Origin of the sequence: Streptomyces sp. NPDC056987 (assembly GCF_042673865.1) — a bacterium.
Taxonomy (GTDB): Bacteria; Actinomycetota; Actinomycetes; order Streptomycetales; family Streptomycetaceae; genus Streptomyces.
Genome location: NZ_JBHURV010000004.1, coordinates 1 through 22,376 on the forward strand (window position 1 = coordinate 1; position 22,376 = coordinate 22,376).

Annotated in this window: 19 protein-coding genes and 1 rRNA gene; 12 read left to right on the forward strand and 8 right to left on the reverse strand. The window is 70.8% G+C overall.

What is annotated here, in order from left to right; translation table 11 throughout:
* Positions 1–92: ribosomal RNA gene (gene rrf / locus ACFTZC_RS06065) — 5S ribosomal RNA — on the forward strand; the annotation flags it as partial.
* Between the two features lie 178 nt (positions 93–270).
* Positions 271–855: a DinB family protein gene (locus ACFTZC_RS06070; protein WP_382887291.1), complete on the forward strand. Its 585-nt coding sequence runs from the start codon at positions 271–273 to the stop codon at positions 853–855.
* Between the two features lie 74 nt (positions 856–929).
* Here the strand turns inward: ACFTZC_RS06070 and ACFTZC_RS06075 are convergent, their stop codons facing one another.
* From ACFTZC_RS06075 to ACFTZC_RS06095, 5 genes are read right to left on the reverse strand one after another with little or no spacing between them, the layout of a single operon-like run.
* Entirely contained in the window at positions 930–2,240 is a 1,311-nt protein-coding gene (locus ACFTZC_RS06075; RefSeq protein ID WP_382887292.1) for a DUF58 domain-containing protein, read from the reverse strand.
* Between the two features lie 12 nt (positions 2,241–2,252).
* On the reverse strand, positions 2,253–3,254 hold the full coding sequence (locus ACFTZC_RS06080) for an AAA family ATPase (RefSeq protein ID WP_382887294.1): 1,002 nt from the start codon (positions 3,252–3,254) through the stop codon (positions 2,253–2,255).
* Positions 3,251–4,486 carry a DUF4350 domain-containing protein gene (locus tag ACFTZC_RS06085; RefSeq protein WP_382887296.1) on the reverse strand — a complete coding sequence of 412 codons (1,236 nt, stop codon included), beginning with the start codon at positions 4,484–4,486 and terminating at the stop codon, positions 3,251–3,253. Before ACFTZC_RS06085 ends, ACFTZC_RS06080 begins: the two co-directional genes overlap by 4 nt.
* Positions 4,483–5,169 carry a DUF4129 domain-containing protein gene (locus tag ACFTZC_RS06090; protein ID WP_382887298.1) on the reverse strand — a complete coding sequence of 229 codons (687 nt, stop codon included), beginning with the start codon at positions 5,167–5,169 and terminating at the stop codon, positions 4,483–4,485. The genes ACFTZC_RS06085 and ACFTZC_RS06090 overlap by 4 nt, the downstream gene beginning before the upstream one ends.
* Positions 5,170–5,173: 4 nt before the next feature.
* Positions 5,174–6,373, reverse strand: coding sequence for a hypothetical protein (locus tag ACFTZC_RS06095; RefSeq protein WP_382887300.1), 1,200 nt, complete (start codon positions 6,371–6,373; stop codon positions 5,174–5,176).
* Between the two features lie 479 nt (positions 6,374–6,852).
* Here ACFTZC_RS06095 and mtnA point away from each other — a divergent pair, with 479 nt between their 5' ends.
* From mtnA to ACFTZC_RS06135, 8 genes are all read left to right on the forward strand, one after another.
* Positions 6,853–7,998 carry an S-methyl-5-thioribose-1-phosphate isomerase gene (gene mtnA, locus ACFTZC_RS06100; protein ID WP_382887301.1) on the forward strand — a complete coding sequence of 382 codons (1,146 nt, stop codon included), beginning with the start codon at positions 6,853–6,855 and terminating at the stop codon, positions 7,996–7,998.
* Positions 7,999–8,040: 42 nt separating this feature from the next.
* Positions 8,041–8,223, forward strand: coding sequence for a hypothetical protein (locus ACFTZC_RS06105; RefSeq protein WP_382887303.1), 183 nt, complete (start codon positions 8,041–8,043; stop codon positions 8,221–8,223).
* Between the two features lie 256 nt (positions 8,224–8,479).
* Entirely contained in the window at positions 8,480–9,157 is a 678-nt protein-coding gene (gene mtrA, locus ACFTZC_RS06110; RefSeq protein ID WP_329826349.1) for a two-component system response regulator MtrA, read from the forward strand.
* A 1-nt stretch (position 9,158) separates the two neighbouring features.
* Positions 9,159–11,219 carry an MtrAB system histidine kinase MtrB gene (gene mtrB, locus ACFTZC_RS06115; protein ID WP_382887306.1) on the forward strand — a complete coding sequence of 687 codons (2,061 nt, stop codon included), beginning with the start codon at positions 9,159–9,161 and terminating at the stop codon, positions 11,217–11,219.
* Positions 11,209–13,053 carry an LpqB family beta-propeller domain-containing protein gene (locus tag ACFTZC_RS06120; RefSeq protein WP_382887308.1) on the forward strand — a complete coding sequence of 615 codons (1,845 nt, stop codon included), beginning with the start codon at positions 11,209–11,211 and terminating at the stop codon, positions 13,051–13,053. Before mtrB ends, ACFTZC_RS06120 begins: the two co-directional genes overlap by 11 nt.
* A gap of 152 nt (positions 13,054–13,205) precedes the next feature.
* Complete coding sequence (locus tag ACFTZC_RS06125) at positions 13,206–13,928, forward strand: ComF family protein (protein ID WP_382887310.1); 723 nt, start codon at positions 13,206–13,208, stop codon at positions 13,926–13,928.
* 313 nt (positions 13,929–14,241) lie between these two features.
* Complete coding sequence (hpf, locus tag ACFTZC_RS06130) at positions 14,242–14,931, forward strand: ribosome hibernation-promoting factor, HPF/YfiA family (RefSeq protein WP_382887312.1); 690 nt, start codon at positions 14,242–14,244, stop codon at positions 14,929–14,931.
* A 346-nt stretch (positions 14,932–15,277) separates the two neighbouring features.
* Complete coding sequence (locus ACFTZC_RS06135; protein WP_382887314.1) at positions 15,278–16,039, forward strand: response regulator; 762 nt, start codon at positions 15,278–15,280, stop codon at positions 16,037–16,039.
* Positions 16,040–16,060: 21 nt separating this feature from the next.
* On the opposite strand, the gene ACFTZC_RS06140 is transcribed toward ACFTZC_RS06135, so the two are convergent.
* Together ACFTZC_RS06140 and ACFTZC_RS06145 are read right to left on the reverse strand one after the other, a co-directional pair.
* On the reverse strand, positions 16,061–17,263 hold the full coding sequence (locus ACFTZC_RS06140; RefSeq protein WP_382887316.1) for a winged helix-turn-helix domain-containing protein: 1,203 nt from the start codon (positions 17,261–17,263) through the stop codon (positions 16,061–16,063).
* 51 nt (positions 17,264–17,314) lie between these two features.
* Positions 17,315–17,884 (reverse strand): GNAT family N-acetyltransferase, encoded by a 570-nt coding sequence (locus ACFTZC_RS06145; RefSeq protein ID WP_382887318.1) that lies wholly within the window; start codon positions 17,882–17,884, stop codon positions 17,315–17,317.
* A 240-nt stretch (positions 17,885–18,124) separates the two neighbouring features.
* Here ACFTZC_RS06145 and secA point away from each other — a divergent pair, with 240 nt between their 5' ends.
* Positions 18,125–20,953, forward strand: a complete 2,829-nt coding sequence (gene secA / locus ACFTZC_RS06150; RefSeq protein ID WP_382887320.1) for a preprotein translocase subunit SecA — start codon at positions 18,125–18,127, stop codon at positions 20,951–20,953.
* 151 nt (positions 20,954–21,104) lie between these two features.
* Here the strand turns inward: secA and ACFTZC_RS06155 are convergent, their stop codons facing one another.
* Positions 21,105–21,551 carry an Rv3235 family protein gene (locus tag ACFTZC_RS06155; protein ID WP_382887321.1) on the reverse strand — a complete coding sequence of 149 codons (447 nt, stop codon included), beginning with the start codon at positions 21,549–21,551 and terminating at the stop codon, positions 21,105–21,107.
* Positions 21,552–21,831: 280 nt separating this feature from the next.
* Here ACFTZC_RS06155 and ACFTZC_RS06160 point away from each other — a divergent pair, with 280 nt between their 5' ends.
* Positions 21,832–22,338, forward strand: coding sequence for a DUF6912 family protein (locus ACFTZC_RS06160; protein WP_382887322.1), 507 nt, complete (start codon positions 21,832–21,834; stop codon positions 22,336–22,338).
* Positions 22,339–22,376 lie beyond the last annotated feature (38 nt).

Genomic DNA, 22,376 nt, shown 5'->3' on the forward strand with positions numbered 1-22,376 from the left:
CGCCCGGTTACATTCCGAACCCGGAAGCTAAGCCTCACAGCGCCGATGGTACTGCAGGGGGGACCCTGTGGGAGAGTAGGACGCCGCCGAACAATTATTGTGGGAATGCCCCGCACCGTATGGTGCGGGGCATTCCTGCGTTCAGGGGTCATTCAGGGGCGGTATCGACGGGGCGGGGCGCTTTCAGGGCCGGGCTTCGGCTCTGCCAGTCTTTGCGGGCCACGTACGGGATCTTGAGACCACGAGCAGCCCATGGCAGGCTCATGCCGCATGATCGATGAATTCGCGAAAGGCAATCTGCACGGGAGACTGCGGCGGGACCGCCAGGCGCTGCTCTGGAAACTCGATGGCTTGTCCGAGTACGACGCCCGCCGACCTTTGACAGCGACCGGGACCAACCTCCTCGGCCTGGTCAAACACGTGGCCACCGTCGAGGCCAGATACTTCGGCGAGGTCTTCGACCGCACTTCCCCGGAACTGCTGCCCCGGTGGCAGGACTCCGACGGCGGCGATCTGTGGGCGACCGAGGATGAGACCCGCGATCAGATCATCGGGTTCTATCGGCGCACGTGGGAACACTCGGACGTGACGATCGACGAGCTTGCCCTCGACGCCCCCGGCCACGTGCCGTGGTGGCCGGAGCCCTATGCCGACACGAACCTGTTCGCAGTTATGGTCCATGTCCTCGGCGAGTCCATCCGGCATGCCGGGCACGCAGATATCCTGCGCGAGGGTCTCGACGGCCGGACCGGGTTGCGCCCCGGACACGAGAAGCAGATCGACGAGGAAGCCCGCGCGGCCTACTGCGCGAAGATCGAGCAGGCCGCCAGGTCGGCCGAACCGACCAAGGCTTAGAGGTTGTCTCACGTGACGTGACGTTCGTGCGGCATGATGCCGGTCGTGGGCGTTGATCTATCGAAGACGAGTTCTTAGAGGCGTCCGGTTGTTTTGAGCGCGAGATATGCGTCGGCCAGAGCCGGCGCCAGTTTCTCGGGGGTGGCATCCACGACCGTGACTCCCTTGCTCTGGAGCAGGTCTGCCGTACGTCGTCTCTGGGCCTGCGCCTGGGCGCCGGCGGCGGCCTCGTACACCGCGTCCACTGTGCCGCGTGCCCTGCTCATCTTCTCGATATGAGGATCGGCGACCGAGGCGACGATGACGGTGTGGCGCCGGGTGAGCTGCGGCAGGACAGGGAGAAGGCCTTCCTCCACGGGCGCCGTGTCGAGGCTCGTGAGCAGGACGATGAGTGAGCGGCGCGGGGCGCTCTTCAATGTTGCCGCGCTGAGACCGCGTGCGTCTGTTTCGACCAGCTCCGGTTCCAGTGGTGCCAGCGCGTTCACCATGGCCGGAAGGACGTCGCCTGACGAACGGCCCTGGACCTGAGCGCGTGTGCGCCGGTCGTAGGCGAGGAGATCAACTCGGTCCCCCGCCCGTGAGGCGAGGGCTGTGAGGAGGAGCGTGGCGTCCATGGCTGCGTCAAGGCGCGGAACGTCGCCGACACGGCCCGCCGAGGTGCGGCCGGTGTCGAGGACGATGAGGAGGTGCCGGTCCCGTTCGGGGCGCCATGTGCGTACGGTGACGGTCGACTGGCGCGCGGTGGCCCGCCAGTCGATGGAGCGGGTGTCGTCGCCCGTCACGTACTCCCGGAGGCTGTCGAACTCGGTGCCCTCGCCGCGGGTCAGCACGCTGGTGCGGCCGTCGAGCTCTCGCAGCCGCGCGAGTCTGGACGGGAGGTGCTTCCGGCTGGTGAAGGGCGGAAGCACGCGCACGGTCCAGGGGACGCTGTGGCTGCCCTGGCGCGAGGCCAGACCCAGTGGCCCGAACGAGCGCACGGTCACTCGTTCCGTGTGCCGGTCGCCGCGTCGAGTGGGGCGGAGGAGGGTGGTGAGCCGGCGGCGTTCGCCCGGTGGGACGGTCGTCGCGTGCCGTGAGCTCGACTGGTCGGCTCCCGCGGGCCAGCTGCTGGGCGGCCAGGCGTCGCGGAGCTGGGCGCGCAGGCGGCGCCGGGAGGAGTTGGTGACGGTCAGATGGACCTCGGCGCTCTCGCCGAGTCGAACCGAGGTATCACCGCTTCGAGTGAATTGGAGCGTTCGCACTGGCGTCGCCAGCGCGTAGTCGCACAGAATGGCGATCGAGAGCGGCGCATTGACGGCGAGTATCCCCGCCCAGCTGGGGGCGAAGACACCGACGGGGAGCGAGCCGAGAGCCGCGAGGAGAGCGCTCCGTCCGGTGAGGGCCACGGTTTTACCGCCTCATCGGGGTACGGGGACATGGGCGAGGATCGCGGTAATGACGGAGTCGGCAGTGACTCCCTCCATCTCTGCTTCGGGCCGGAGTTGGACGCGATGGCGCAGTGTGGGAAGAGCCAGGGCCTTTACGTCGTCGGGGATGACGTAGTCACGGCCGGTGAGCCAGGCCCAGGCACGGGCGGTGGAGAGCAGGGCGGTGGCTCCTCGTGGGGAGACGCCGAGGGAGAGCGAGGGGGATTCACGCGTGGTACGGCAGATATCGACGACATAGCCCGCGATCTCGGGTGAGACAGACGTCTTGGCGACCGCGTCGCGCGCCGCTGCCAGGTCGGCGGGTCCCGCGACGGGCCGCACCCCCGCGGCCTGGAGATCGCGTGGATCGAAGCCTTCCGCATGGCGGGTCAGCACGTTGATCTCGTCGTCCCGTGAGGGCAGCGGAACCGTCAGTTTGAGCAGGAAGCGGTCGAGCTGGGCTTCGGGCAGAGGGTAGGTGCCCTCGTACTCGACCGGGTTCTGGGTCGCGGCGACCAGGAACGGGTCGGGCAGCGGGCGTGCGACACCGTCGACTGTGACCTGGCGTTCCTCCATGGCTTCCAGGAGGGACGACTGGGTCTTGGGCGGGGTGCGGTTGATCTCGTCAGCCAGCAGCAGATGCGTGAAGACCGGGCCGGGTTGAAAGGAGAACTCCGAGGTGCGGGAGTCGTAGACGAGTGAGCCGGTGATGTCGCTCGGCATCAGGTCGGGGGTGAACTGAACGCGCTTCGTGTCGAGTTCGAGGGAGGCGGCGAGGGCCCGGACGAGCAGGGTCTTCGCGACGCCGGGGACTCCTTCGAGGAGGACGTGGCCGCGGCAGAGCAGAGCTACTACGAGACCGGTGACGGCGGGGTCCTGGCCGACCACTGCCTTCGCTATCTCGGCGCGCAGGGCTTCCAGGGCCGCGCGGGCGTTCTCCGTGTTCCCGGCGGGCCCGGGGGACCCGGCGTTCTGTGCGGTCGGGGCACTCATGAGGTGCGTACCTCTCTTTCGAGGGCGTCGAGTTGGTCCGCCAGGCGGATGAGAGCGGCGTCGCTGCGCGGGGCCGGGCCGAAGAGGAGGGCGGCCGGGTCGTGGTCCGTGTCCGGGAGACGGGCGGAGACCGCGGGGATCAGTGTGTCGGCGCTGTGCGTCTTGGTGGGAGGGACGCCGAGAAGGGGGGCGAGGCGGTCACGGGTGGCCGCGCGCAGAGTTGACGCGGCATGGTCGCGCGCGTTCGCCTTGCGGTAGAGGCCGGCGCGTCCCTCGGTGGACTCGGAGGCGCGGATGGCTACGGGGAGGTGTTCGGTCACGAGCGGACCGAGCCTGCGGGCGCGCCAGACGGCGGCGAGCAGCGCGGCAAGGAAGAGCTGGAAGGCGCCCCAGAGCCAGCCGGAAGGGATCAGTTCGAGGAAGGTCGTGCCGGCGTTGTCCTCGCCACCGTCGGCACCGGAGGCGGAATCGTCACTGAGGGAAGGGAGGTACCAGACGAGATGAGGCCGGGAGCCGAGGAGTTGAAGAGCCAGCGAGGCGTTGCCCTGCTGGTCGAGGCGGTCGTTGTACAGGATGTCGGGGGATCCGAGCAGGACGGTGTCGCCGGCCGTGGTGTCGGTGGACGCCATGCCCGTGGAGCCGGTCATCGGGTCCGGGAGCCTGAGGAGGGTCGGCGCGCCGTCGCTCGGGTAGCAGGAGTCGGTGCCGGGTGTGTCCGTCTCGTACCGCTGCCCGCCGGTGTCGACGGTGCCCGCGCGGACGGCGGCGGGCAGCGAGCACCGGGGGGCGTGTGCCGCGACCGGTGCGGGGGTGTTCGTACGGACTCCGGGTGCCAGGACGCCGAGGGAGTGCGGGCCCGGGCCGAGCAGGACGGTGCGGCCGCCCGCAGCGGTGGTCCGGGCGCGCAGGGTGTGCTGCTGGGTAAGTGTCAGCAGGTCGGGGTTGGTGACCAGCAGGGTGGTGTCGGGGCCGGCGGCGGCCGTGGCCTCGCGCAGTGTGGTGTGGACGGTGACGGAGACCCCGCGGTCCTTGAGCAGCTCCGCGGTGGCGCGGCTGCCGTACCGGTCCGCGGAGCGCGGGTCGAGGCGGCCGTGCTGGTCGCCGGAGCGCAGGGCGGCCATGGTGATGCCCGCCGTCAGGAGGACGAGGAGGGCGAGGAGGAGCCCGCGGCCGCGTGTCCAGAGCTGGCGGGTGCTGGGGGCGAGCGAGGTGGGGCTGCTGGTGGTGGTCACTCGGCTGTTCCTCCGGTGACGGTGCTCAGGTGCGGCTTTGTCCGTTCGAGGTCGGTGTCGAGGTCGCGCAGCCGCAGATATGCCCGTTCGTCGGCGGTGCGGCCCCCGTATGTGACGTCGTCGAACTCCCGGGCGGCGGTGCGCAGTCGGGCGGCGTGGTCCGGGAGCGCGCCCCCCGCTTCGGATGCAGCTTCGTCGGCGGTGCGGCCGGGGCGGGGGTCGAGCAGGGCCCGTTCCTCCAGGGAGCGGACGATGGCGCGCATCCGTTCCTGGACGGCCTCCGTCCAGCGGTGGGCCGCCGCGTGTGTCTCCGCCGTGGTGCGGTGTTCCGCGGCGCTGCGGGGGCCGTCGTCGAAGAGGGTGCCCGTGGTGGCGGCCGTACGGCCGGGGGCGCCCAGCCGCCACCACAGGGCGGCGCAGAGCGTCACGACGACGAGGATGATCACGACGAGTCCGAGCGGTCCGCCGGGCGCGGCGCCGGAGGCGGCGTCGAGGAGTGAGCCGATCCACTGCCTGATGCGGTCGAGGGCGCGTTCCAGCAGGTTGGGGTCGTTCTCGTGGTACATCGGCTTGGACAGCTCCCGCTCCGCCGCCTCGCGGGCGGGGATGCGGGAGGTGTCCACCGGCAGGTTGCTGCTCGTGCGTATCAGCGGGTGTGTCGTCGTTCCCCCCACGATGGACACCGCATCAGCTCCCGGCGAGGTCTCGGCCCGGCTGTTGGGTGCCGTAGCCCGGTACGCCCGCGGCGCGTGCGAGTTCGAGGTCGAGGGCCTCGCGCCGGATGCGCTGGTCCACGTAGAGGAGGACCGTCACCCCGGCGGAGATCGGGTAGGTGATCGTGGAGGCGATCACGGCACCGATGCCGGTGACGATGAGGAAGGGCCAGCCGGTGAGGCCGTCGCCGTCCACTGCCGTGCCGATGATCGCGAACGGTATGGCGATGACGAGCGAGAGCAGGAAGGAGAGGAGCAGAGTCAGGGCCAGGATGCCGAAGGTGCGCCACCAGGCGCCCGACACGAGCTTGGCGGAGCGGCGCATCGACGGGATGATTCCGCGGCGTTCCAGCATCAGCGCGGGGGAGGTGAGGCTGAAGCGGACCATCAGCCAGATGACGACGACGAAGGCCGCCATCGCGCCGAGCAGGGAGAGCGCGGCTCCGGCAGTGGATCCGATCAGCAGGCCGGGCAGCATGCCGACGACCAGTACGAGGGCGCTCATGAGCGGCAGCAGCAGAGTGAAGCCGAGCAGCTTGGGGAGGCGGGGGCGGGCCTCTTGCCAGGCGTCCGCGAGGGTGACGGGACGGCCCAGCACGGAGCGGCTGATCACCACGGTGAGTATCGCGGTGGTGAAGAGTGTGCAGATCACCATGATGGCGAGCGAGGGAATGTCAGCGGCGAGCTGCGACTGCGCCGATTCGGTGGTCTGGCTGAGGAGTTCCGACGGGGTCGCGTTCGGGTCGAGCACGACCGGTTCGGGCAGCAGGTAACGCCGGAGGAGGATGTCGCCGATCTGGGAGACCACGGAGACGGCGAGGCTGACGCTCAGTACCGTGCGCCAGTGGGCGCGCAGGGTCGATACGGCGCCGTCGAGGATTTCGCCGACGCTGAGCGGGCGGAGCGGGATGACGCCTGGTTTGGCGGCCGGCGGTCTGCCCCAGCCGGGGCCGCCGCCCGGGGGCGGGCCGCCCCAGCCCCGCGTGGGTCCGGGGGCGGCGGGGCCGGGGTCGGGGGCGCTCGGCGGGGACCACTGTCCGGCCGGTGGCTGGGCCGTGGACCACTTCGAGGTGGAGCCGGTGTCGTCGGCGGGCGCTGCGGGCCGTGGCACCGTGGTGTCCTGGCCGTCGGACGGGGCGGATCCGGGCGAGGCCCAGCCCGGAGTGTCGTTCACGGTCGTCCACCTCGTGGATTGGTTGAGAGGCCGGCTCGGCGAGTCGGCGCTTCGACGGTGCCCGTCCGCGGAGCGGGGCGGCGGGCCAGGTCGGGTCCGGTGGAGCTGCGCGGCCCGGACTCCGTCCGCCGCACCGGTGGCGGGAGCCGCCGCCGGTGGCGTGCGCCGCGTGGTGGCGGACCGGTGTCGTCGACGGACCTGGGGTACCGGGGTGACACCGGCACCCCTGCGGGTTGCGGTGCGGGGCGTCGCGGGCCTGTGAAGATCCGCCGGACACGACCTGGGTCCTGTTTCCCGGATCTCCGTGGATCGGCGGTGGCGTGGTGCCGTGCCGGGAGTTCCGGTCCCACGGAGTTCCGGGAAACAGGGCCTGGCAGCCATCGTGCCACGCGTCGCGTCAGGACGGACCGGGGGCTGTGTCTCCTTATCGCTTCCGTTCCTGCCTTCATAGTGTGTGCCGCAGCGGGCAGACTGGGCGGATGGCTGATCAGTACGCACACACCTCGGTCGGCGCGGAGCCGCCGATGCTCCCTTCCCTCCGTTGGGACGAGCCGCCCGAAGGGCCCGTACTGGTCCTCCTGGACCAGACGCGGCTGCCGGTCGAGGAGGCGGAGCTGGTCTGTACGGATGTGCCGGCGCTGGTGGTGGCGATCAGGACGCTGGCGGTCCGGGGCGCGCCGCTGCTGGGGATCGCGGGTGCGTACGGGGTGGCGCTGGCGGCGGCGCGCGGTTTTGACGTCGAGGACGCGGCGGAGCAGTTGGCGGGGGCGCGGCCCACCGCGGTGAATCTGGGGTACGGGGTGCGCCGGGCCCGTGACGCGTACCGTGCGGCGGTCGACCGGGGGGCGGATCCGATGGAGGCGGCGGCTGCCGCGCTCACCGAGGCGAAGCTGCTGCACCGGGAGGACGCGCAGGCCAGTGCGGAGATGGCGGCGTTCGGGCTCGCGCTTCTCGATGAGCTGTTGCCGGGTGGCGGTCACCGGATCCTGACCCACTGCAACACCGGGGCGCTCGTCTCGGGTGGGGAGGGCACCGCGTTCGCGGTGGTCCGGTCGGCCCACCGTGCGGGTCGGTTGCGACGTCTGTGGGTGGACGAGACCCGTCCGCTCCTCCAGGGGGCGCGGCTGACGGCGTACGAGGCGGCGCGCAACGGGATGGCGTACACGCTGCTGACGGACAACGCGGCGGGTTCGCTCTTCGCCGCGGGGGAGGTGGACGCCGTGCTGATCGGGGCGGACCGGATCGCCGCCGACGGTTCGGTGGCGAACAAGGTGGGGAGCTATCCGCTCGCCGTGCTCGCCAAGTACCACCATGTCCCGTTCATCGTGGTCGCTCCCACGACGACGATCGATCTGGAGACGGCGGACGGGGCGTCGATAGAGGTCGAGCAGCGGCCCGGGCAGGAGGTGACGGAGGTCACAGCCCCGCAGGTGGTGGTGGCGGGGGTGGAGAGCGGTGGTGGGATGCCGGTGGCCCCGCTGGGAACCCAGGCGTTCAACCCGGCCTTCGATGTCACCCCTCCGGAACTGGTGACGGCGATCGTCACCGAACGCGGTGCGCTGTCCCCGGTGACGGGGGAGGGGATCGAGGAGCTGTGCGCCAGGGCCTGGCGGGCGAGGGCGTAGGCCTTCATGGCGCCCGGGCGGTCGGCGGGGACGGGTTGCACGGTGGCGACCGACATCTTGGGGCTCGGCCGGATCGCGTTCCTCGCCGTCCGGACGGTCGGCTGCCGCGCCAACTCCTGTTGCACCGCGTCGATTTTGAAGGGCATGGGTTTCGCGCCGAAGGATTCCCCGAGGCGGTTCGTCGGCGTGGACCTCACGGGGTGGCGCAACACGGCAGGCTCCTGAGGGAGTGGACGGACCGTCCGGGAATCGTCGTCCGCTCCACTACCGTGTGGGGGCGATGGGAGGCGGGATGCGGGTGGGGGATGTCGTGGCGGTCGGCCAGGGCTCGGGTCCACCGCAATGGGTTTGACATCAATGCTTGACATCAGCGTCGAGGGACGGCGACGGTCACACAGAGGCATCGGCGCACGTCGGCGCCGGTCAGTGAGACAGGTCACGCGTGTCTACGCAACGGAAATGAAAATGGGATGATGTCGATATGAAGGGACGCGTCCTTGTCGTCGATGACGACACCGCACTGGCCGAGATGCTCGGGATTGTGCTGCGTGGTGAAGGTTTCGAGCCGTCGTTCGTAGCGGACGGTGACAAGGCACTCGCGGCCTTCCGGGAGGCCAAGCCGGATCTGGTGCTGCTCGACCTCATGCTGCCCGGACGGGACGGTATCGAGGTGTGCCGGCTCATCAGGGCCGAGTCCGGGGTGCCCATCGTCATGCTCACGGCCAAGAGCGACACGGTCGATGTGGTGGTGGGGCTGGAGTCGGGGGCCGACGACTACATCGTCAAGCCGTTCAAGCCCAAGGAGCTGGTGGCCCGCATCCGGGCGCGGCTGCGCAGGTCGGAGGAGCCGGCGCCGGAGCAGTTGACCATCGGTGACCTGGTCATCGATGTGGCGGGGCACTCCGTGAAGCGGGACGGGCAGTCGATCGCCCTGACCCCGCTGGAGTTCGATCTGCTGGTCGCGCTGGCCCGTAAGCCGTGGCAGGTGTTCACCCGGGAAGTACTTCTCGAACAGGTGTGGGGTTATCGGCATGCCGCGGACACCCGGTTGGTGAATGTGCATGTGCAGCGGCTGCGCTCCAAGGTCGAGCAGGATCCCGAGCGTCCGGAGATCGTGGTGACCGTCCGTGGTGTCGGTTACAAGGCAGGGCCGAGCTGACATGTCCGGCGGCAGCGCTGCTCCGAAGCCCGGTGAGCCGGGAGTCCGTGCGGGGCGGGCTGCCGGGCCCGGGCGTGCCTTCGCGGGGGTGAGCCGGCTGTTCCAGAGCGGCCGGCTGCTCCAGGACGGCTCGCCGGGCGGTCCCGTGCTGCGGCTGCTGGTGCGCTGGGTGCGGCGTCCGCTGCTGCCCGCCGTGCGGCTGTGGCGGCGCAACATCCAGCTCCGGGTCGTCGCGGCGACGCTGCTGATGTCGCTGGGTGTGGTGCTGCTGCTCGGGTTCGTGGTCATCGGGCAGGTCCGCAACGGGCTGCTCGAAGCCAAGGAGAAGGCCGCGCAGAGCCAGGCGGCCGGCGGCTTCACCGTGGCCAAGGAGAAGGCAGACTCCCCGGCGGCGCTCGGCGGCCGGGACGGCGACGGGGAGAGCGGCCGGTCGGGCCGGAACTCCGTCAACTGGCGGTCGGACCTGGTCGAACAGCTCGCCAGTGGCGGTCCCGGGGCCTTCAACGTGGTCGCGCTGAGCCCCGACGGCCAGGACGCGGCGTCCACCAGCCGGGCGCCCCGGGTCTCCGGCGGGGTCGACTTCTCCAGTGTTCCCGCCGATCTGCGGACCGCGGTCGCGCAGGGCACCGGGACGTACGAGACGTACGCGCAGATCCGGTACACCCGGGCCACCGAGGACCGGGATCCGGAGCCGGGGCTGATCGTCGGCAAGCGGCTGAACGACGCCAACGGCAACGCGTACGAGCTGTATTACCTCTTCCCGCTGACGCAGGAGGAGCAGTCCCTCAATCTGGTCAAGGGCACGCTCGCCACGGCCGGGCTCTTCGTGGTCGTCCTGCTGGGCGCCATCGCCTGGCTGGTGGTGCGGCAGGTCGTGACCCCCGTACGGATGGCCGCGGGGATCGCCGAGCGGCTCTCCACGGGCCGGCTCCAGGAACGTATGAAGGTCACCGGCGAGGACGACATCGCCCGGCTCGGTGAGGCCTTCAACAAGATGGCGCAGAATCTCCAGCTCAAGATCCAGCAGCTGGAGGAACTCTCCCGGATGCAGCGGCGCTTCGTCTCCGACGTCTCGCACGAACTGCGCACCCCGCTGACGACCGTACGGATGGCCGCCGACGTCATCCACGAGGCGCGCGCCGACTTCGATCCGGTGACCGCGCGCTCCGCCGAACTGCTCGGGGACCAGCTCGACCGCTTCGAGTCGCTGCTCTCCGACCTGCTGGAGATCAGCCGCTTCGACGCGGGCGCGGCGGCCCTGGAAGCCGAGCCGATAGACCTGCGCGAGGTGGTACGCCGGGTGATCGGCGGCGCCGAGCCGCTGGCCGAGCGCAAGGGCACCCGGATCCGGGTGCTCGGGGACGAGCAGCCCGTGGTCGCCGAGGCGGACGCCCGCCGGGTGGAGCGGGTGCTGCGCAATCTGGTCGTCAACGCCGTCGAGCACGGCGAGGGCCGCGATGTCGTCGTACGGCTCGGGGCGGCGGGCGGTGCCGTCGCGGTCGCGGTGCGCGACTACGGGGTGGGGCTCAAGCCGGGCGAGGCGACCCGCGTGTTCAACCGTTTCTGGCGGGCGGACCCGGCCCGTGCCCGGACCACGGGCGGCACCGGGCTCGGGCTGTCGATCGCCGTCGAGGACGCGCGGCTGCACGGCGGCTGGCTCCAGGCGTGGGGCGAGCCCGGCGGGGGCTCGCAGTTCCGGCTGACGCTGCCGCGTACGGCCGACGAGGCGCTGCGCGGCTCCCCCATACCGCTGGAGCCCGAGGACTCGCGGCGCAACCGGGAGAGCGGCGGGGCACAGGAGCTGAAGGAGAGCGCGCACCGACTGGCGAGCGTGCCGACACAGCCGCGGGTGGACCGCCCACCGCTCCAGGCGGCGGGGCCGCCCACGCCGCTCCGGGCGACCGCCGCGGTGGATCCCGCGGCGCTGCCGGGCAGCGGCGCCCGGGTGGTGTCACGGCCCGCGGGGGAGCGGGCCCCTGAGAGCGGTACCCGGACCACCGAAGAATCCGAAGGATCCGCACCGTCGGCTCCGCAGCGGGAGGACACGATACGTGGGCGCTGACCGCCGTCGGTTCGGACTGGGGAGGGTGCGGACGCCGGCCGCGTTCGGCGTGCTCGCCGTGCTGCTGGCCGGGTGCGCGTCGATCCCGGACAGCGGGGACGTGGAGCCGGTCAAGGCATCCCCGCCCGGTGAGTCCCAGGTCCGGGTGTACGCCGTGCCGCCGCGCGAGAAGGCGGGGCCCGCCGAGATCGTCGACGGTTTCCTGGAGGCGATGACCAGTGACGATCCGGATTTCGCGATGGCCAGGAAGTATCTGACGCCGACGGCGTCCCGCTCCTGGCAGCCGGGTGCCGGTACGACGGTGCTGCGCGCCGCGCCGGATCCCGCGGTTCCGCAGGAGGCGTCCGGCTCGGAGAGCGGTGGTCTGACCTATCCGCTGTACGGCGACCGGATCGCCGACGTGGACTCCTCGCACGCCTATCAGCCGCTGGAGCCCACCGCGTACAACGGCAGCATCCACCTGGTGCGGCAGAACATCGGCGGTACCAAGGAGTGGCGGATCGACGGTCTGCCGCAGGGGCTGGTGCTCGGCGAGTCGGACTTCCAGCGCAACTACCGGTCGGTCAACAAGTACTACTTCGCCTCCGGGGAGAACTGGCTGGTCGCCGATCCGGTCTACATCCGGCAGCGCATAGACCCCACGACCCGGATGGATCCGGTCACGCAGGCGGTCAAAGTGCTGCTCGACGGGCCGACGAACTGGCTGAAGAGGGTCGTCGACTCCCCGTTCCCCACCGGTACGGCGCTGCAGAAGGGCACCACGTCGCTGGAGTTCGACGACCGGAACGCGCTGAAGGTGCCGCTCAACGAGAAGGCGGCCAAGGCAGGACGCACGCAGTGCCGGAAGATGGCCGCGCAGCTGCTGTTCACGCTGCGGGACCTCACGGCGACACGGGTGGGGCAGGTCGAGCTGCTGGCCGACGGTTCCTCGCTCTGTGTGCTCAGTGGTGACCAGGCGGAGGAGTTCGCGCCGGACCGCACCACCGGCCGGCCCGACAACCCGTACTACGTCGACGACCGGGGGCGGCTGTCGCTGCTCCAGGCGGGCGGAGGCGAGAGCGTGGACCGGTCGCAGGTCATCGGGCCGCTGGGCAAGGGCGATCTGAAGCTGGGCTGGGTCGGGGTGGCGCGCGACGAGAAGCACGCGGCCGGTGTCACGAAGGACGCCCAGTCGTTGTACGTGTCGTCGATCCTCGCGGACAGCGAGCCGGGCGACCCGCTGCTGACCAGCAAGGGGCCGGACGACCGGCACCGGCTCTCGGCGCCGAGCTGGGACGGGCGCGGTGATCTGTGGGTCGCCGACCGGGACCCGGCACAGCCGCGTCTGCTGCGGTTCGCGGACGGTGCGGGTGAGCCGCAGACGGTCACGGTCGACGGTCTGGGCGGCGCGCGCATCGAGGGGCTGCGGGTGTCGGCGGACGGGGTACGGATCGCGCTGCTGCTGGCGAAGGACGGCAGGACCACGCTGCAGATCGGCCGGGTGGAGCGGCACGGCGCCGGGGCCGATCCGGTGGTGTCCGTGGCGGAACTCCAGTCGGCGGCCCCGCAGCTGGAGACGGTCACGGCGGTCTCCTGGGCCGGTCCGAGCAGGCTCGTGGTGGTCGGCAAGGAGCAGGGAGGCGTGCAGCAGGTCCGCTACCTGCAGACCGACGGGTCGACCTCGGCGTCGAGCGTGCTGCCCGGGCTCAACCAGGTGACGGCGATCGCCGCCGCGGACGACGACCAGCAGCCGGTGGTGGCCGACTCCGAGGACGCGGGGATCGTACGGCTGCCCACGGGGGCGAACTGGCAGACGATGGTCGAAGTGGGGTCGTCGCCCGTCTATCCGGGCTGACGTCCAGGGTCTTTCGTCCGGATCGTGCCGGGCTCGTGCGAGGGGCTGGAAACGGTCGGCCGACGAGGTGGAAACGGCTGGTTGCGGGGTTTGCGGGACCGAGTTGTCCACAGGGGTGGTCCCGTGCCTCCGAGGTTGGCACAGTGTGTCTCATGCGGGCGTGGTGGCGGGAGATCACCGGCCTGGTGCTGCCGGTCGCCTGTGGCGGGTGCGGAAGCCCCAGGACTCCTTTGTGCGAGCCGTGCGGCCGGGCGCTGTACGGCACCTGGCCGTGCCGGGTGCGGCCGGTGCCGGAGCCGCCGGGGCTCCCGGCCGTCCATGCCGCGGCTCCCTACGAGGACGCCGTACGGGCGGTTCTGCTGGCCCACAAGGAGCGCGGGGCGCTGGGGCTCGCCGCGCCGCTGGGGCAGGCCCTGGCGGGCGCTGTGCGGGCAGCGGCGCCGCCCGGCACGGGGGTGGGGCCGCTGCTGCTCGTGCCGGTGCCGTCCACGCGGCGCGCGGTCGGGGCGCGGGGGCACGACGCGGGCCGCAGGGTCGCGCTGGCCGCCGCGGGAGAGCTGCGGCGTACGGGGCGCGAGTGCCGGGTCCTGCCGGTGCTGCGGCAGCGCCGGCCGGTCGCCGATCAGGCGGGCCTCGGCGCCCGGCAGAGACAGGCGAACCTTTCGGGGGCATTGGAGGTCGCCGTCGGGGGTACGCGGCTGCTGGAGGGCGGCCGGGTGGTACTGGTCGACGACCTCATGACAACCGGTGCGTCGCTCGCGGAAGGGGCGAGGGCACTGCGTGCCGCCATGGGCCCCGGCATTCCCGGATTCGTACCGGTGAGTGCCGCTGTCGTAGCCGCTCCGCCACTGTCTTTCGAAATAAATCGGAACTGACGGCGACCGTGCATCGTTGCAGGTGAACAGGGCAGGAAAAACCTGAACAGAGGTACGTGCCGGTAGCGGGTGCCGACACCCGTCCGGGAGGTCTATGTTCGGTTATGAGGAATGGCGCGAGCCATGACTCGTTGAATGCACTGGTGTGCTCCGGCGCTTTTCAGACCCCCGGAAGTTTTGGGGAGTGGGGATCTCGCCGCTGGGGGAGGAGGAGGTGAAGTCGCCAAGTCCGAGGCTCCGGTGACTACCGGGGTCTGGTGCAACAAGGAGTGACTCCGCAGCGAGGCGGAGTGATCCGGGAACGGAGTTCTGCGTGGACATCGTCGTCAAGGGCCGCAAGACAGAGGTGCCCGAGCGGTTCCGCAAGCACGTGGCGGAGAAGCTGAAGCTGGAGAAGATCCAGAAGCTGGACGCCAAGGTGATCAGCCTCGATGTCGAGGTGTCCAAGGAGCCGAATCCGCGGCAGGCCGATCGCAGTGACCGGGTGGAGATCACCCTTCATTCGCGGGGCCCCGTGATCCGTGCGGAGGCGGCGGCCGCCGATCCGTACGCGGCGCTCGACCTGGCCACGGGCAAGTTGGAGGCGCGGCTGCGCAAACAGCACGAGAAGCGTCACAACCGGCGGGGCAACGGCCGGTTGTCGGCAGCCGAAGTCGTCGATGTCGTTCCTGGCGTGGCCCAGTTGAACGCGAACGGCGCGACCGCGGCGCAGGAGGCCCGGGACGCCGTGCCGACCACCATGATCGGCACGCTTGAGGTGCAGGGCGAAGGCCCCCTGGTGGTTCGTGAGAAGACCCATGTCGCCGCACCGATGACCCTCGATCAGGCGCTCTACGAGATGGAGCTGGTCGGTCACGACTTCTATCTCTTCGTCGATTCCGACACCAAGGAACCCAGCGTCGTCTACCGGCGCCACGCCTACGACTACGGCGTCATTCATCTCAGGACGGACCCGCTGGCCGGCTCGGAGGCGGGCGGCGCCGGTGGCGCACTCGGCGGCTGAGACCGTCCCGAACGGCTGAGACCGTCCTGGGCGGCCGAGACGTCCCGAACGGATGACACCCTCCTGAGCGGCCGACACCGGCGGCCGGAGCGGCGGATACACCTGGCGGTACGGCCGGCACACCGGTCGGACCGCTGGAATTCAGCCGGAAAAGAGGCCGGAATCCTACGCCCGATGGTGTCCCCGGGCGCTCGTAGAGCCCCTGGGGGCGCCTCGGCGCGTCCCGAGGACGACCCCTCGGCCGCGCGGGCATGAAATCATGGAGGCGCACGCCAACAAGTGGTCTGCGAACTGCGGTTGGCCGGCTCTCATGAATGCGGGCCCCGGCCTTCAGGGGGAGGGAACGATGGCGGACAGCTTCGGACCGGTGCATCACGCCGGTGGGGCCGGGGGCGCGCTCGGCGGCGCCGCGTCCGACGCCGACGCGGAGCGGGGAGGCTCGCGGCCGGAGCCGATCCGGGTCCTCGTCGTGGACGACCATGCGCTCTTCCGCCGCGGGCTGGAGATCGTTCTCGCGCAGGAGGAGGACATCCAGGTCGTCGGGGAGGCCGGTGACGGAGCCGAGGCCGTCGACAAGGCCGCGGACCTGCTGCCCGACATCGTGCTGATGGACGTCAGGATGCCCAAGCGCGGCGGCATCGAGGCGTGCACCTCCATCAAGGAGGTGGCCCCCAGCGCCAAGATCATCATGCTGACGATCAGCGACGAGGAGGCCGACCTCTACGACGCGATCAAGGCGGGCGCCACCGGCTATCTCCTCAAGGAGATCTCCACCGACGAGGTCGCCACCGCGATCCGCGCCGTGGCCGACGGCCAGTCGCAGATCAGCCCGTCCATGGCGTCCAAGCTGCTCACCGAGTTCAAGTCGATGATCCAGCGCACCGACGAGCGCAGGCTCGTGCCGGCGCCCCGGCTGACCGAGCGCGAGCTGGAGGTCCTGAAGCTGGTGGCCACGGGCATGAACAACCGGGACATCGCCAAGGAGCTGTTCATCTCGGAGAACACCGTGAAGAACCACGTCCGCAACATCCTGGAGAAGCTCCAGCTCCACTCCAGGATGGAGGCCGTGGTCTACGCGATGCGCGAGAAGATCCTCGAAATCCGCTGACCCTGCGTCCGCGCCCGCCCGTCACGCCGCGTCGGTGAGCGCCCGGGCCAGCGGGCCGCGCAGCTCGGGCGGGTCGACGCGCTCCACCCGTACGTCCGAGCAGCCGACCCATTCCGCCGCCTCCCGCAGCGCCGTCGCCATGGGGGAGACGCCCTTCGGGGTGTCCAGGGAGACCTGCTTGGCCACCAGTGTCTTCCCCTCGCGCGCCGGGTCGACGCGGCCGAGCAGCCGGCCACCGGAGAGCAGCGGCATCGCGAAGTACCCGTATATCCGCTTCGGCTTGGGGACGTACGCCTCCAGCCGGTGGGTGAAGCCGAAGATCCGCTCGGTGCGGGCCCGCTCCCAGATGAGGGAGTCGAACGGCGACAGCAGCGTCGTACGGTGCCGGCCGCGCGGGGTGGTGGCTAGCGCCGCCGGGTCCGCCCAGGCGGGCTTCGCCCAGCCCTCGACGCTCACCGGCACCAGCCCCGAATCCGCGATCACCGCGTCGACCTGCTCGCCCTTGAGGCGGTGGTAGTCCGCGATGTCGGCGCGCGTCCCCACCCCCAGCGACTGCCCCGCGAGCGCCACCAGGCGGCGCAGGCACTCCGTGTCGTCCAGGTCGTCATGGAGGAGGGCGGCGGGGACGGCGCGCTCCGCGAGGTCGTACACCCGCTTCCAGCTCCGCCGGCCGGTGCACACCACCTCGCCGTACATCAGCGCGCGCTCCACGGCGACCTTCGCCTCGGACCAGTCCCACCACGGCCCGCCGTTCTTGGCGCCGCCCAGCTCCGTGGCGGTCAGCGGGCCCTCCGTGCGCAGCTGCTTGATCACCGCGTCGTACGCCCCGTCCGCCAGCTCGTGGTACCACTGCGGGCGGGCGCGGTAGGCGCGGCGGCGGAAGGCGAAGTGCGGCCACTCCTCGATGGGCAGCACGCAGGCCGCGTGGGACCAGTACTCGAAGGCGTGCGGCTCGGCCGGCGACCCTCCGCCGGGCGCGGGCGGCGTCCAGTAGGCGTCCTCGACCGTCCTGCGGCCCACCCCGCCCAGCCGTGCGTACGGAATCAGCTCGTGCGACCGGGCGAGCACCGAGATCGTGTCCAGCTGGACGGCGCCGAGATGGCGCAGCACCCCCCGGACGCCGCCGCGCCGGTCGGGCGCGCCGAGGAATCCCTGGGCGCGCAGCGCGATACGGCGGGCCTCGTCGGCGGACAGCTCGGCGGTGGCGGGCGGCACAGTCGTCATGGTCCGCACGATAGACGGCGGCACTGACAACGGGCCCGGGAGGCCGGAGGCTCAGCTCCGCGCGGGCAGGTACGGGTGGGTGCCGGGCAGCCGCAGGTCCGAGGGGAGGAGGGAGCCGACCCAGGCGTCCCGCAGGGTGTCCCGCTGGAGGAGGGCCGCGCGGAGCACGCCCTCCATCACGAAACCGGCCTTCTCGGCGACGGCCCGTGAGCCCCCGTTGCCGACCTCGGCGCGCCACTCCAGCCGCTGCGCGCCCAGGGCGGTGAAGGCCCAGCGGGCCACGGCCGCCACGGCTTCCGTGGTGTAGCCGCGTCCGCGGTGTTCCTTCGCCGTCCAGTAGCCGATCTCCCAGGTGCCGGTCTGGCGGTGTGTGTTGACGGCGCCCAGGAGGGGACCGCCGCCGAGGGGCAGGACGCCGAAGGTGCAGATGGTCCCGGAGCGCCAGCCGTCCGCCGCCAGCCGCTCGACGAAGTGTTCGGCGTGCTCGCGTTCGTACGGGGTGGGGAGGGAGATCCAGCGCTGTATGCCGGGGTCCTGGCAGATCGCGTGCACGGCGTCGATGTCGTCGGGTGTGAGGGCGCGCAGCAGCAGGCGCTCGGTGGTGAGCGTGACGGGTTCCATGGGCGGATTCTGCTGATCCGGGAGATCCGGGACGAATGCTTTTCCGGTCGCACCGGCACCTTCCGCGGGTCCCGCGCGTTCATATATGCGGGCGGCGGCAGACCCGCGTGGCGGCGGCCTCCCGGCGTGGCCGAGTCCTCGCTTACGATGGCCGTTGCGGTGGGGCCCGCCTGCCGTGCCCGCGCCCGTGTCCGATTCCGACCCACGTGCCAGGCCCGACCGGCAAGGAGACCAGCCTCAGTGTCCGTCTTCAACAAGCTCATGCGTGCAGGCGAAGGCAAGATCCTGCGCAAACTGCACCGCATCGCGGACCAGGTCAACTCTATCGAAGAGGACTTCGTCAGCCTCTCCGACGCCGAGTTGCGGGCGCTCACCGCCGAGTACAAAGAGCGGTACGCCGATGGAGAGAGCCTGGACGACCTGCTTCCCGAGGCGTTCGCGACCGTCCGTGAGGCGGCCAAGCGCGTCCTCGGCCAGCGTCACTACGACGTACAGCTCATGGGTGGCGCCGCGCTGCACCTCGGCTATGTCGCGGAGATGAAGACCGGTGAGGGCAAGACCCTCGTCGGCACGCTGCCCGCGTATCTGAACGCGCTGTCCGGCAAGGGCGTCCACCTGATCACGGTGAACGACTACCTGGCCGAGCGCGACTCCGAGCTGATGGGCCGCGTCCACAACTTCCTGGGCCTCAAGGTCGGCTGCATCATGGCGAACATGTCGCCCGCGCAGCGCCGTGAGCAGTACGCGTGCGACATCACGTACGGCACGAACAACGAGTTCGGCTTCGACTACCTGCGCGACAACATGGCGTGGTCCAAGGACGAGCTGGTCCAGCGCGGCCACAACTTCGCCGTGGTCGACGAGGTCGACTCGATCCTGGTCGACGAGGCCCGTACGCCGCTGATCATCTCCGGCCCCGCGGACCAGGCCACGAAGTGGTACGGCGACTTCGCCAAGCTGGTCAGGCGCCTCACCAGGGGTGAGGCGGGCAACCCGCTCAAGGGCATCGAGGAGACCGGCGACTACGAGGTCGACGAGAAGAAGCGCACGGTCGCGATCCACGAGCCCGGGGTCGCCAAGGTCGAGGACTGGCTCGGCATCGACAACCTGTACGAGTCGGTGAACACCCCGCTCGTCGGTTATCTGAACAACGCGATCAAGGCCAAGGAGCTGTTCAAGAACGACAAGGACTACGTCGTCATGGACGGCGAAGTCATGATCGTCGACGAGCACACCGGCCGTATCCTCGCCGGCCGCCGCTACAACGAGGGCATGCACCAGGCGATCGAGGCGAAGGAAGGGGTGGACATCAAGGACGAGAACCAGACCCTCGCCACGATCACACTGCAGAACTTCTTCCGCCTCTACGGCAAGCTCTCCGGTATGACCGGTACGGCCATGACCGAGGCCGCCGAGTTCCACCAGATCTACAAGCTGGGCGTCGTGCCGATCCCGACGAACCGGCCGATGGTCCGCATGGACCAGTCCGACCTGATCTACCGCACCGAGGTCGCCAAGTTCGCGGCGGTCGTGGACGACATCGCGGAGAAGCACGAGAAGGGCCAGCCCATCCTGGTCGGCACGACCTCCGTCGAGAAGTCCGAGTACCTCTCGCAGCAGCTCAGCAAGCGCGGTGTGCAGCACGAGGTGCTGAACGCCAAGCAGAACGACCGCGAGGCGACGATCGTCGCCCAGGCGGGCCGCAAGGGCGCCGTCACCGTCGCGACGAACATGGCCGGCCGTGGTACGGACATCAAGCTCGGCGGCAACCCCGACGACCTGGCGGAGGCGGAGCTGCGGCAGCGCGGCCTGGACCCCGTCGAGCACGTCGAGGAGTGGTCGGCGGCGCTGCCCGCCGCGCTGGAGAAGGCCGAGCAGGCCGTCAAGGCGGAGTTCGAGGAGGTCAAGGAGCTGGGCGGGCTCTACGTCCTGGGCACCGAGCGCCACGAGTCGCGCCGTATCGACAACCAGCTCCGCGGCCGCTCCGGCCGTCAGGGCGACCCGGGCGAGTCCCGCTTCTACCTGTCGCTCGGCGACGACCTGATGCGGCTCTTCAAGGCCCAGATGGTCGAGCGTGTGATGTCCATGGCGAACGTGCCGGACGACGTCCCCATCGAGAACAAGATGGTGACGCGCGCCATCGCCTCCGCGCAGTCCCAGGTCGAGCAGCAGAACTTCGAGACCCGTAAGAACGTCCTGAAGTACGACGAGGTCCTGAGCCGGCAGCGCGAGGTCATCTACGGCGAGCGCCGCCGCGTCCTGGAGGGTGAGGACCTGCAGGAGCAGGTGCGCCACTTCATGGACGACACGATCGACGCGTACATCCAGGCGGAGACCGTCGAGGGCTTCGCCGAGGAGTGGGACCTGGACCGGCTGTGGGGCGCCTTCAAGCAGCTCTACCCGACGAAGGTCACCGTCGACGAGCTGGAGGACGCGGCGGGCGACCGCGCCGGGATCACCGCCGAGTTCATCTCGGAGTCCATCAAGGACGACATCTACGCCCAGTACGAGGAGCGGGAGAACCAGCTCGGCTCGGACATCATGCGTGAGCTGGAGCGCCGCGTGGTGCTCTCCGTCCTGGACCGCAAGTGGCGTGAGCACCTCTACGAGATGGACTACCTCCAGGAGGGCATCGGCCTGCGGGCGATGGCCCAGAAGGACCCGCTGGTTGAGTACCAGCGCGAGGGCTTCGACATGTTCAACGCCATGATGGAGGGCATCAAGGAGGAGTCCGTCGGCTACCTGTTCAACCTGGAGGTCCAGGTCGAGCAGCAGGTCGAGGAGGTCCCGGTGCAGGACTCCGCCGAGCGCACGTCGCTCGACAAGAAGGAGGACGCGGTCCCCGCGGGCACCGCGCGTCCGGAGATCCGCGCGAAGGGGCTCGAAGCGCCGCAGCGGCCCGACCGGCTGCACTTCTCGGCCCCCACGGTGGACGGCGAGGGCGGCATCGTCGAGGGTGACTTCCAGAGCGCGGAGGGTCCGACGCGCTCCACGTCGGACGGGATGACGCGGGCCGAGCGCCGCAAGGCGCAGAAGAGCGCGCCCAGCGGACGCCGCCGCAAGAAGTAGGGCGAGGGGCCGGGCCGCCGCCCGGACCGCCCACCGCCGCAGGGGCCGGGGCGCGCACACACGTGGTGCGCGCCCCGGCCCTTCGCCGTCGCGGGAGGGCCGGGCGGTCGCGGGGTGGGTGGTCATGGGGCGGGTGGTCATGGGCCGGGGATCACGCGTCGGTGGTGACACGTTCTCCGCCGACCTCGACCGCGGCGCAGCGCCAGCGCAGATCGGTGCTCCGCTCCAGCCGGAAGGCCAGGGCGCGGACCTGCTCGCCCGCGGCGATACTGGCGGATGCCTCAAGCACGCCGGGCCTCGGCTGGGAGTAGCGGCAGGTGCGGATCACCGGGCGGACGCCCCTGGCCCTGAGTGGGGTGCCCGGCGCGAGCCGGACGAGCTGTTCGTACGCCTCGCCGACGGTCTGGCCGAGCATCCAGTGCACGGGCCGGTGGCCGCTGAGGACGGCGAGCAGTCGCTCCGCGAACAGCTCGTGCGGCGGGACGTGCCGGCGCCGCTGCGGACGTACGGCGCCGGGCCTGCGCGGATCGCGGCGGCCCGGCGGCCTGGACCCGGTGGTGATGGCGCTGGAGGGAGTGGAGGAAGTGGTCCTGTTCACGCAGATCGCCCCCGTTCTGCCCGCCCGGTCGGATACCGGTCGGTAACTTCTGTTGGGGGACCTTTTACGGGCCCTTGGGGTAACGCCGCAAGGAGGGGGCGCGGGCGGGACACGAGGCGGTGAAATCACCTATCCGGGTGATCGCCGGGCGGCGCGGGGCCTGGTGGCGCGGGTGCGCACGGTTCCCGGTGGACGTCTGGGAGCCCCATCAGCGTCACCCCGAAGAGGGACGGGTCCACGTATCCTTAGGTGTTCTCCCGTCGACGAAAGCGGCCATGCCATGCGTGTCTACGTCCCCCTGACGCTGCCCGGTCTCGCAGAGGCGCACAAGACGGGTGAGCTGGGGCCCGGACCGCTGACGGCGTACGCGGTCACGCCGGGGCTGCGGGAGTGGTACGTCTCGGACGACATCGAGGAACTGGAGTACGCCGCGCTCAACCGGGCCGCCGCCGCCTCGCTGCGGCTGATCGCCGCGGATCCGGCCGCGGCCCGCCGCCGGGTGGTCGTCGCGGCGGACGTACCGGACCGGGAGGCCGTCTCCGACCCCGACCTCCGGCTGGACGCCTCCTCGCTCGGCGAGGTGCGGATCGCGGCGGCGATCGCGCTGACGAAGGCGGCGGCGGTGCATGTGGACTCCGACGACGCGGACGCCGATGTGACGGCAGCGGCGGCGGCGCTGGGCGCCGCGGACCACGGGGACGACGACGCGCGGTTCACGGTCGACGGCGCGGAGGACCACGAACTGCTCTGGTTCGGGATCCAGGAGATCCCGAACCTGATCGCCTGAGTGCCTGACCGCCTGACTGCCGAGGGGCGTTGTCAGAC

Bases quoted from the DNA above. Each gene is read 5' to 3' on its own strand.
- ACFTZC_RS06070 (WP_382887291.1), top strand. From the start codon at position 271: ATGATCGATGAATTCGCGAAAGGCAATCTGCACGGGAGACTGCGGCGG.
- ACFTZC_RS06080 (WP_382887294.1), bottom strand. From the start codon at position 3,254: ATGAGTGCCCCGACCGCACAGAACGCCGGGTCCCCCGGGCCCGCCGGG.
- mtnA (WP_382887301.1), top strand. From the start codon at position 6,853: ATGGCTGATCAGTACGCACACACCTCGGTCGGCGCGGAGCCGCCGATG.
- mtrA (WP_329826349.1), top strand. From the start codon at position 8,480: ATGAAGGGACGCGTCCTTGTCGTCGATGACGACACCGCACTGGCCGAG.
- mtrB (WP_382887306.1), top strand. From the start codon at position 9,159: ATGTCCGGCGGCAGCGCTGCTCCGAAGCCCGGTGAGCCGGGAGTCCGT.
- ACFTZC_RS06125 (WP_382887310.1), top strand. From the start codon at position 13,206: ATGCGGGCGTGGTGGCGGGAGATCACCGGCCTGGTGCTGCCGGTCGCC.
- ACFTZC_RS06135 (WP_382887314.1), top strand. From the start codon at position 15,278: ATGGCGGACAGCTTCGGACCGGTGCATCACGCCGGTGGGGCCGGGGGC.
- ACFTZC_RS06140 (WP_382887316.1), bottom strand. From the start codon at position 17,263: ATGACGACTGTGCCGCCCGCCACCGCCGAGCTGTCCGCCGACGAGGCC.
- ACFTZC_RS06145 (WP_382887318.1), bottom strand. From the start codon at position 17,884: ATGGAACCCGTCACGCTCACCACCGAGCGCCTGCTGCTGCGCGCCCTC.
- ACFTZC_RS06160 (WP_382887322.1), top strand. From the start codon at position 21,832: ATGCGTGTCTACGTCCCCCTGACGCTGCCCGGTCTCGCAGAGGCGCAC.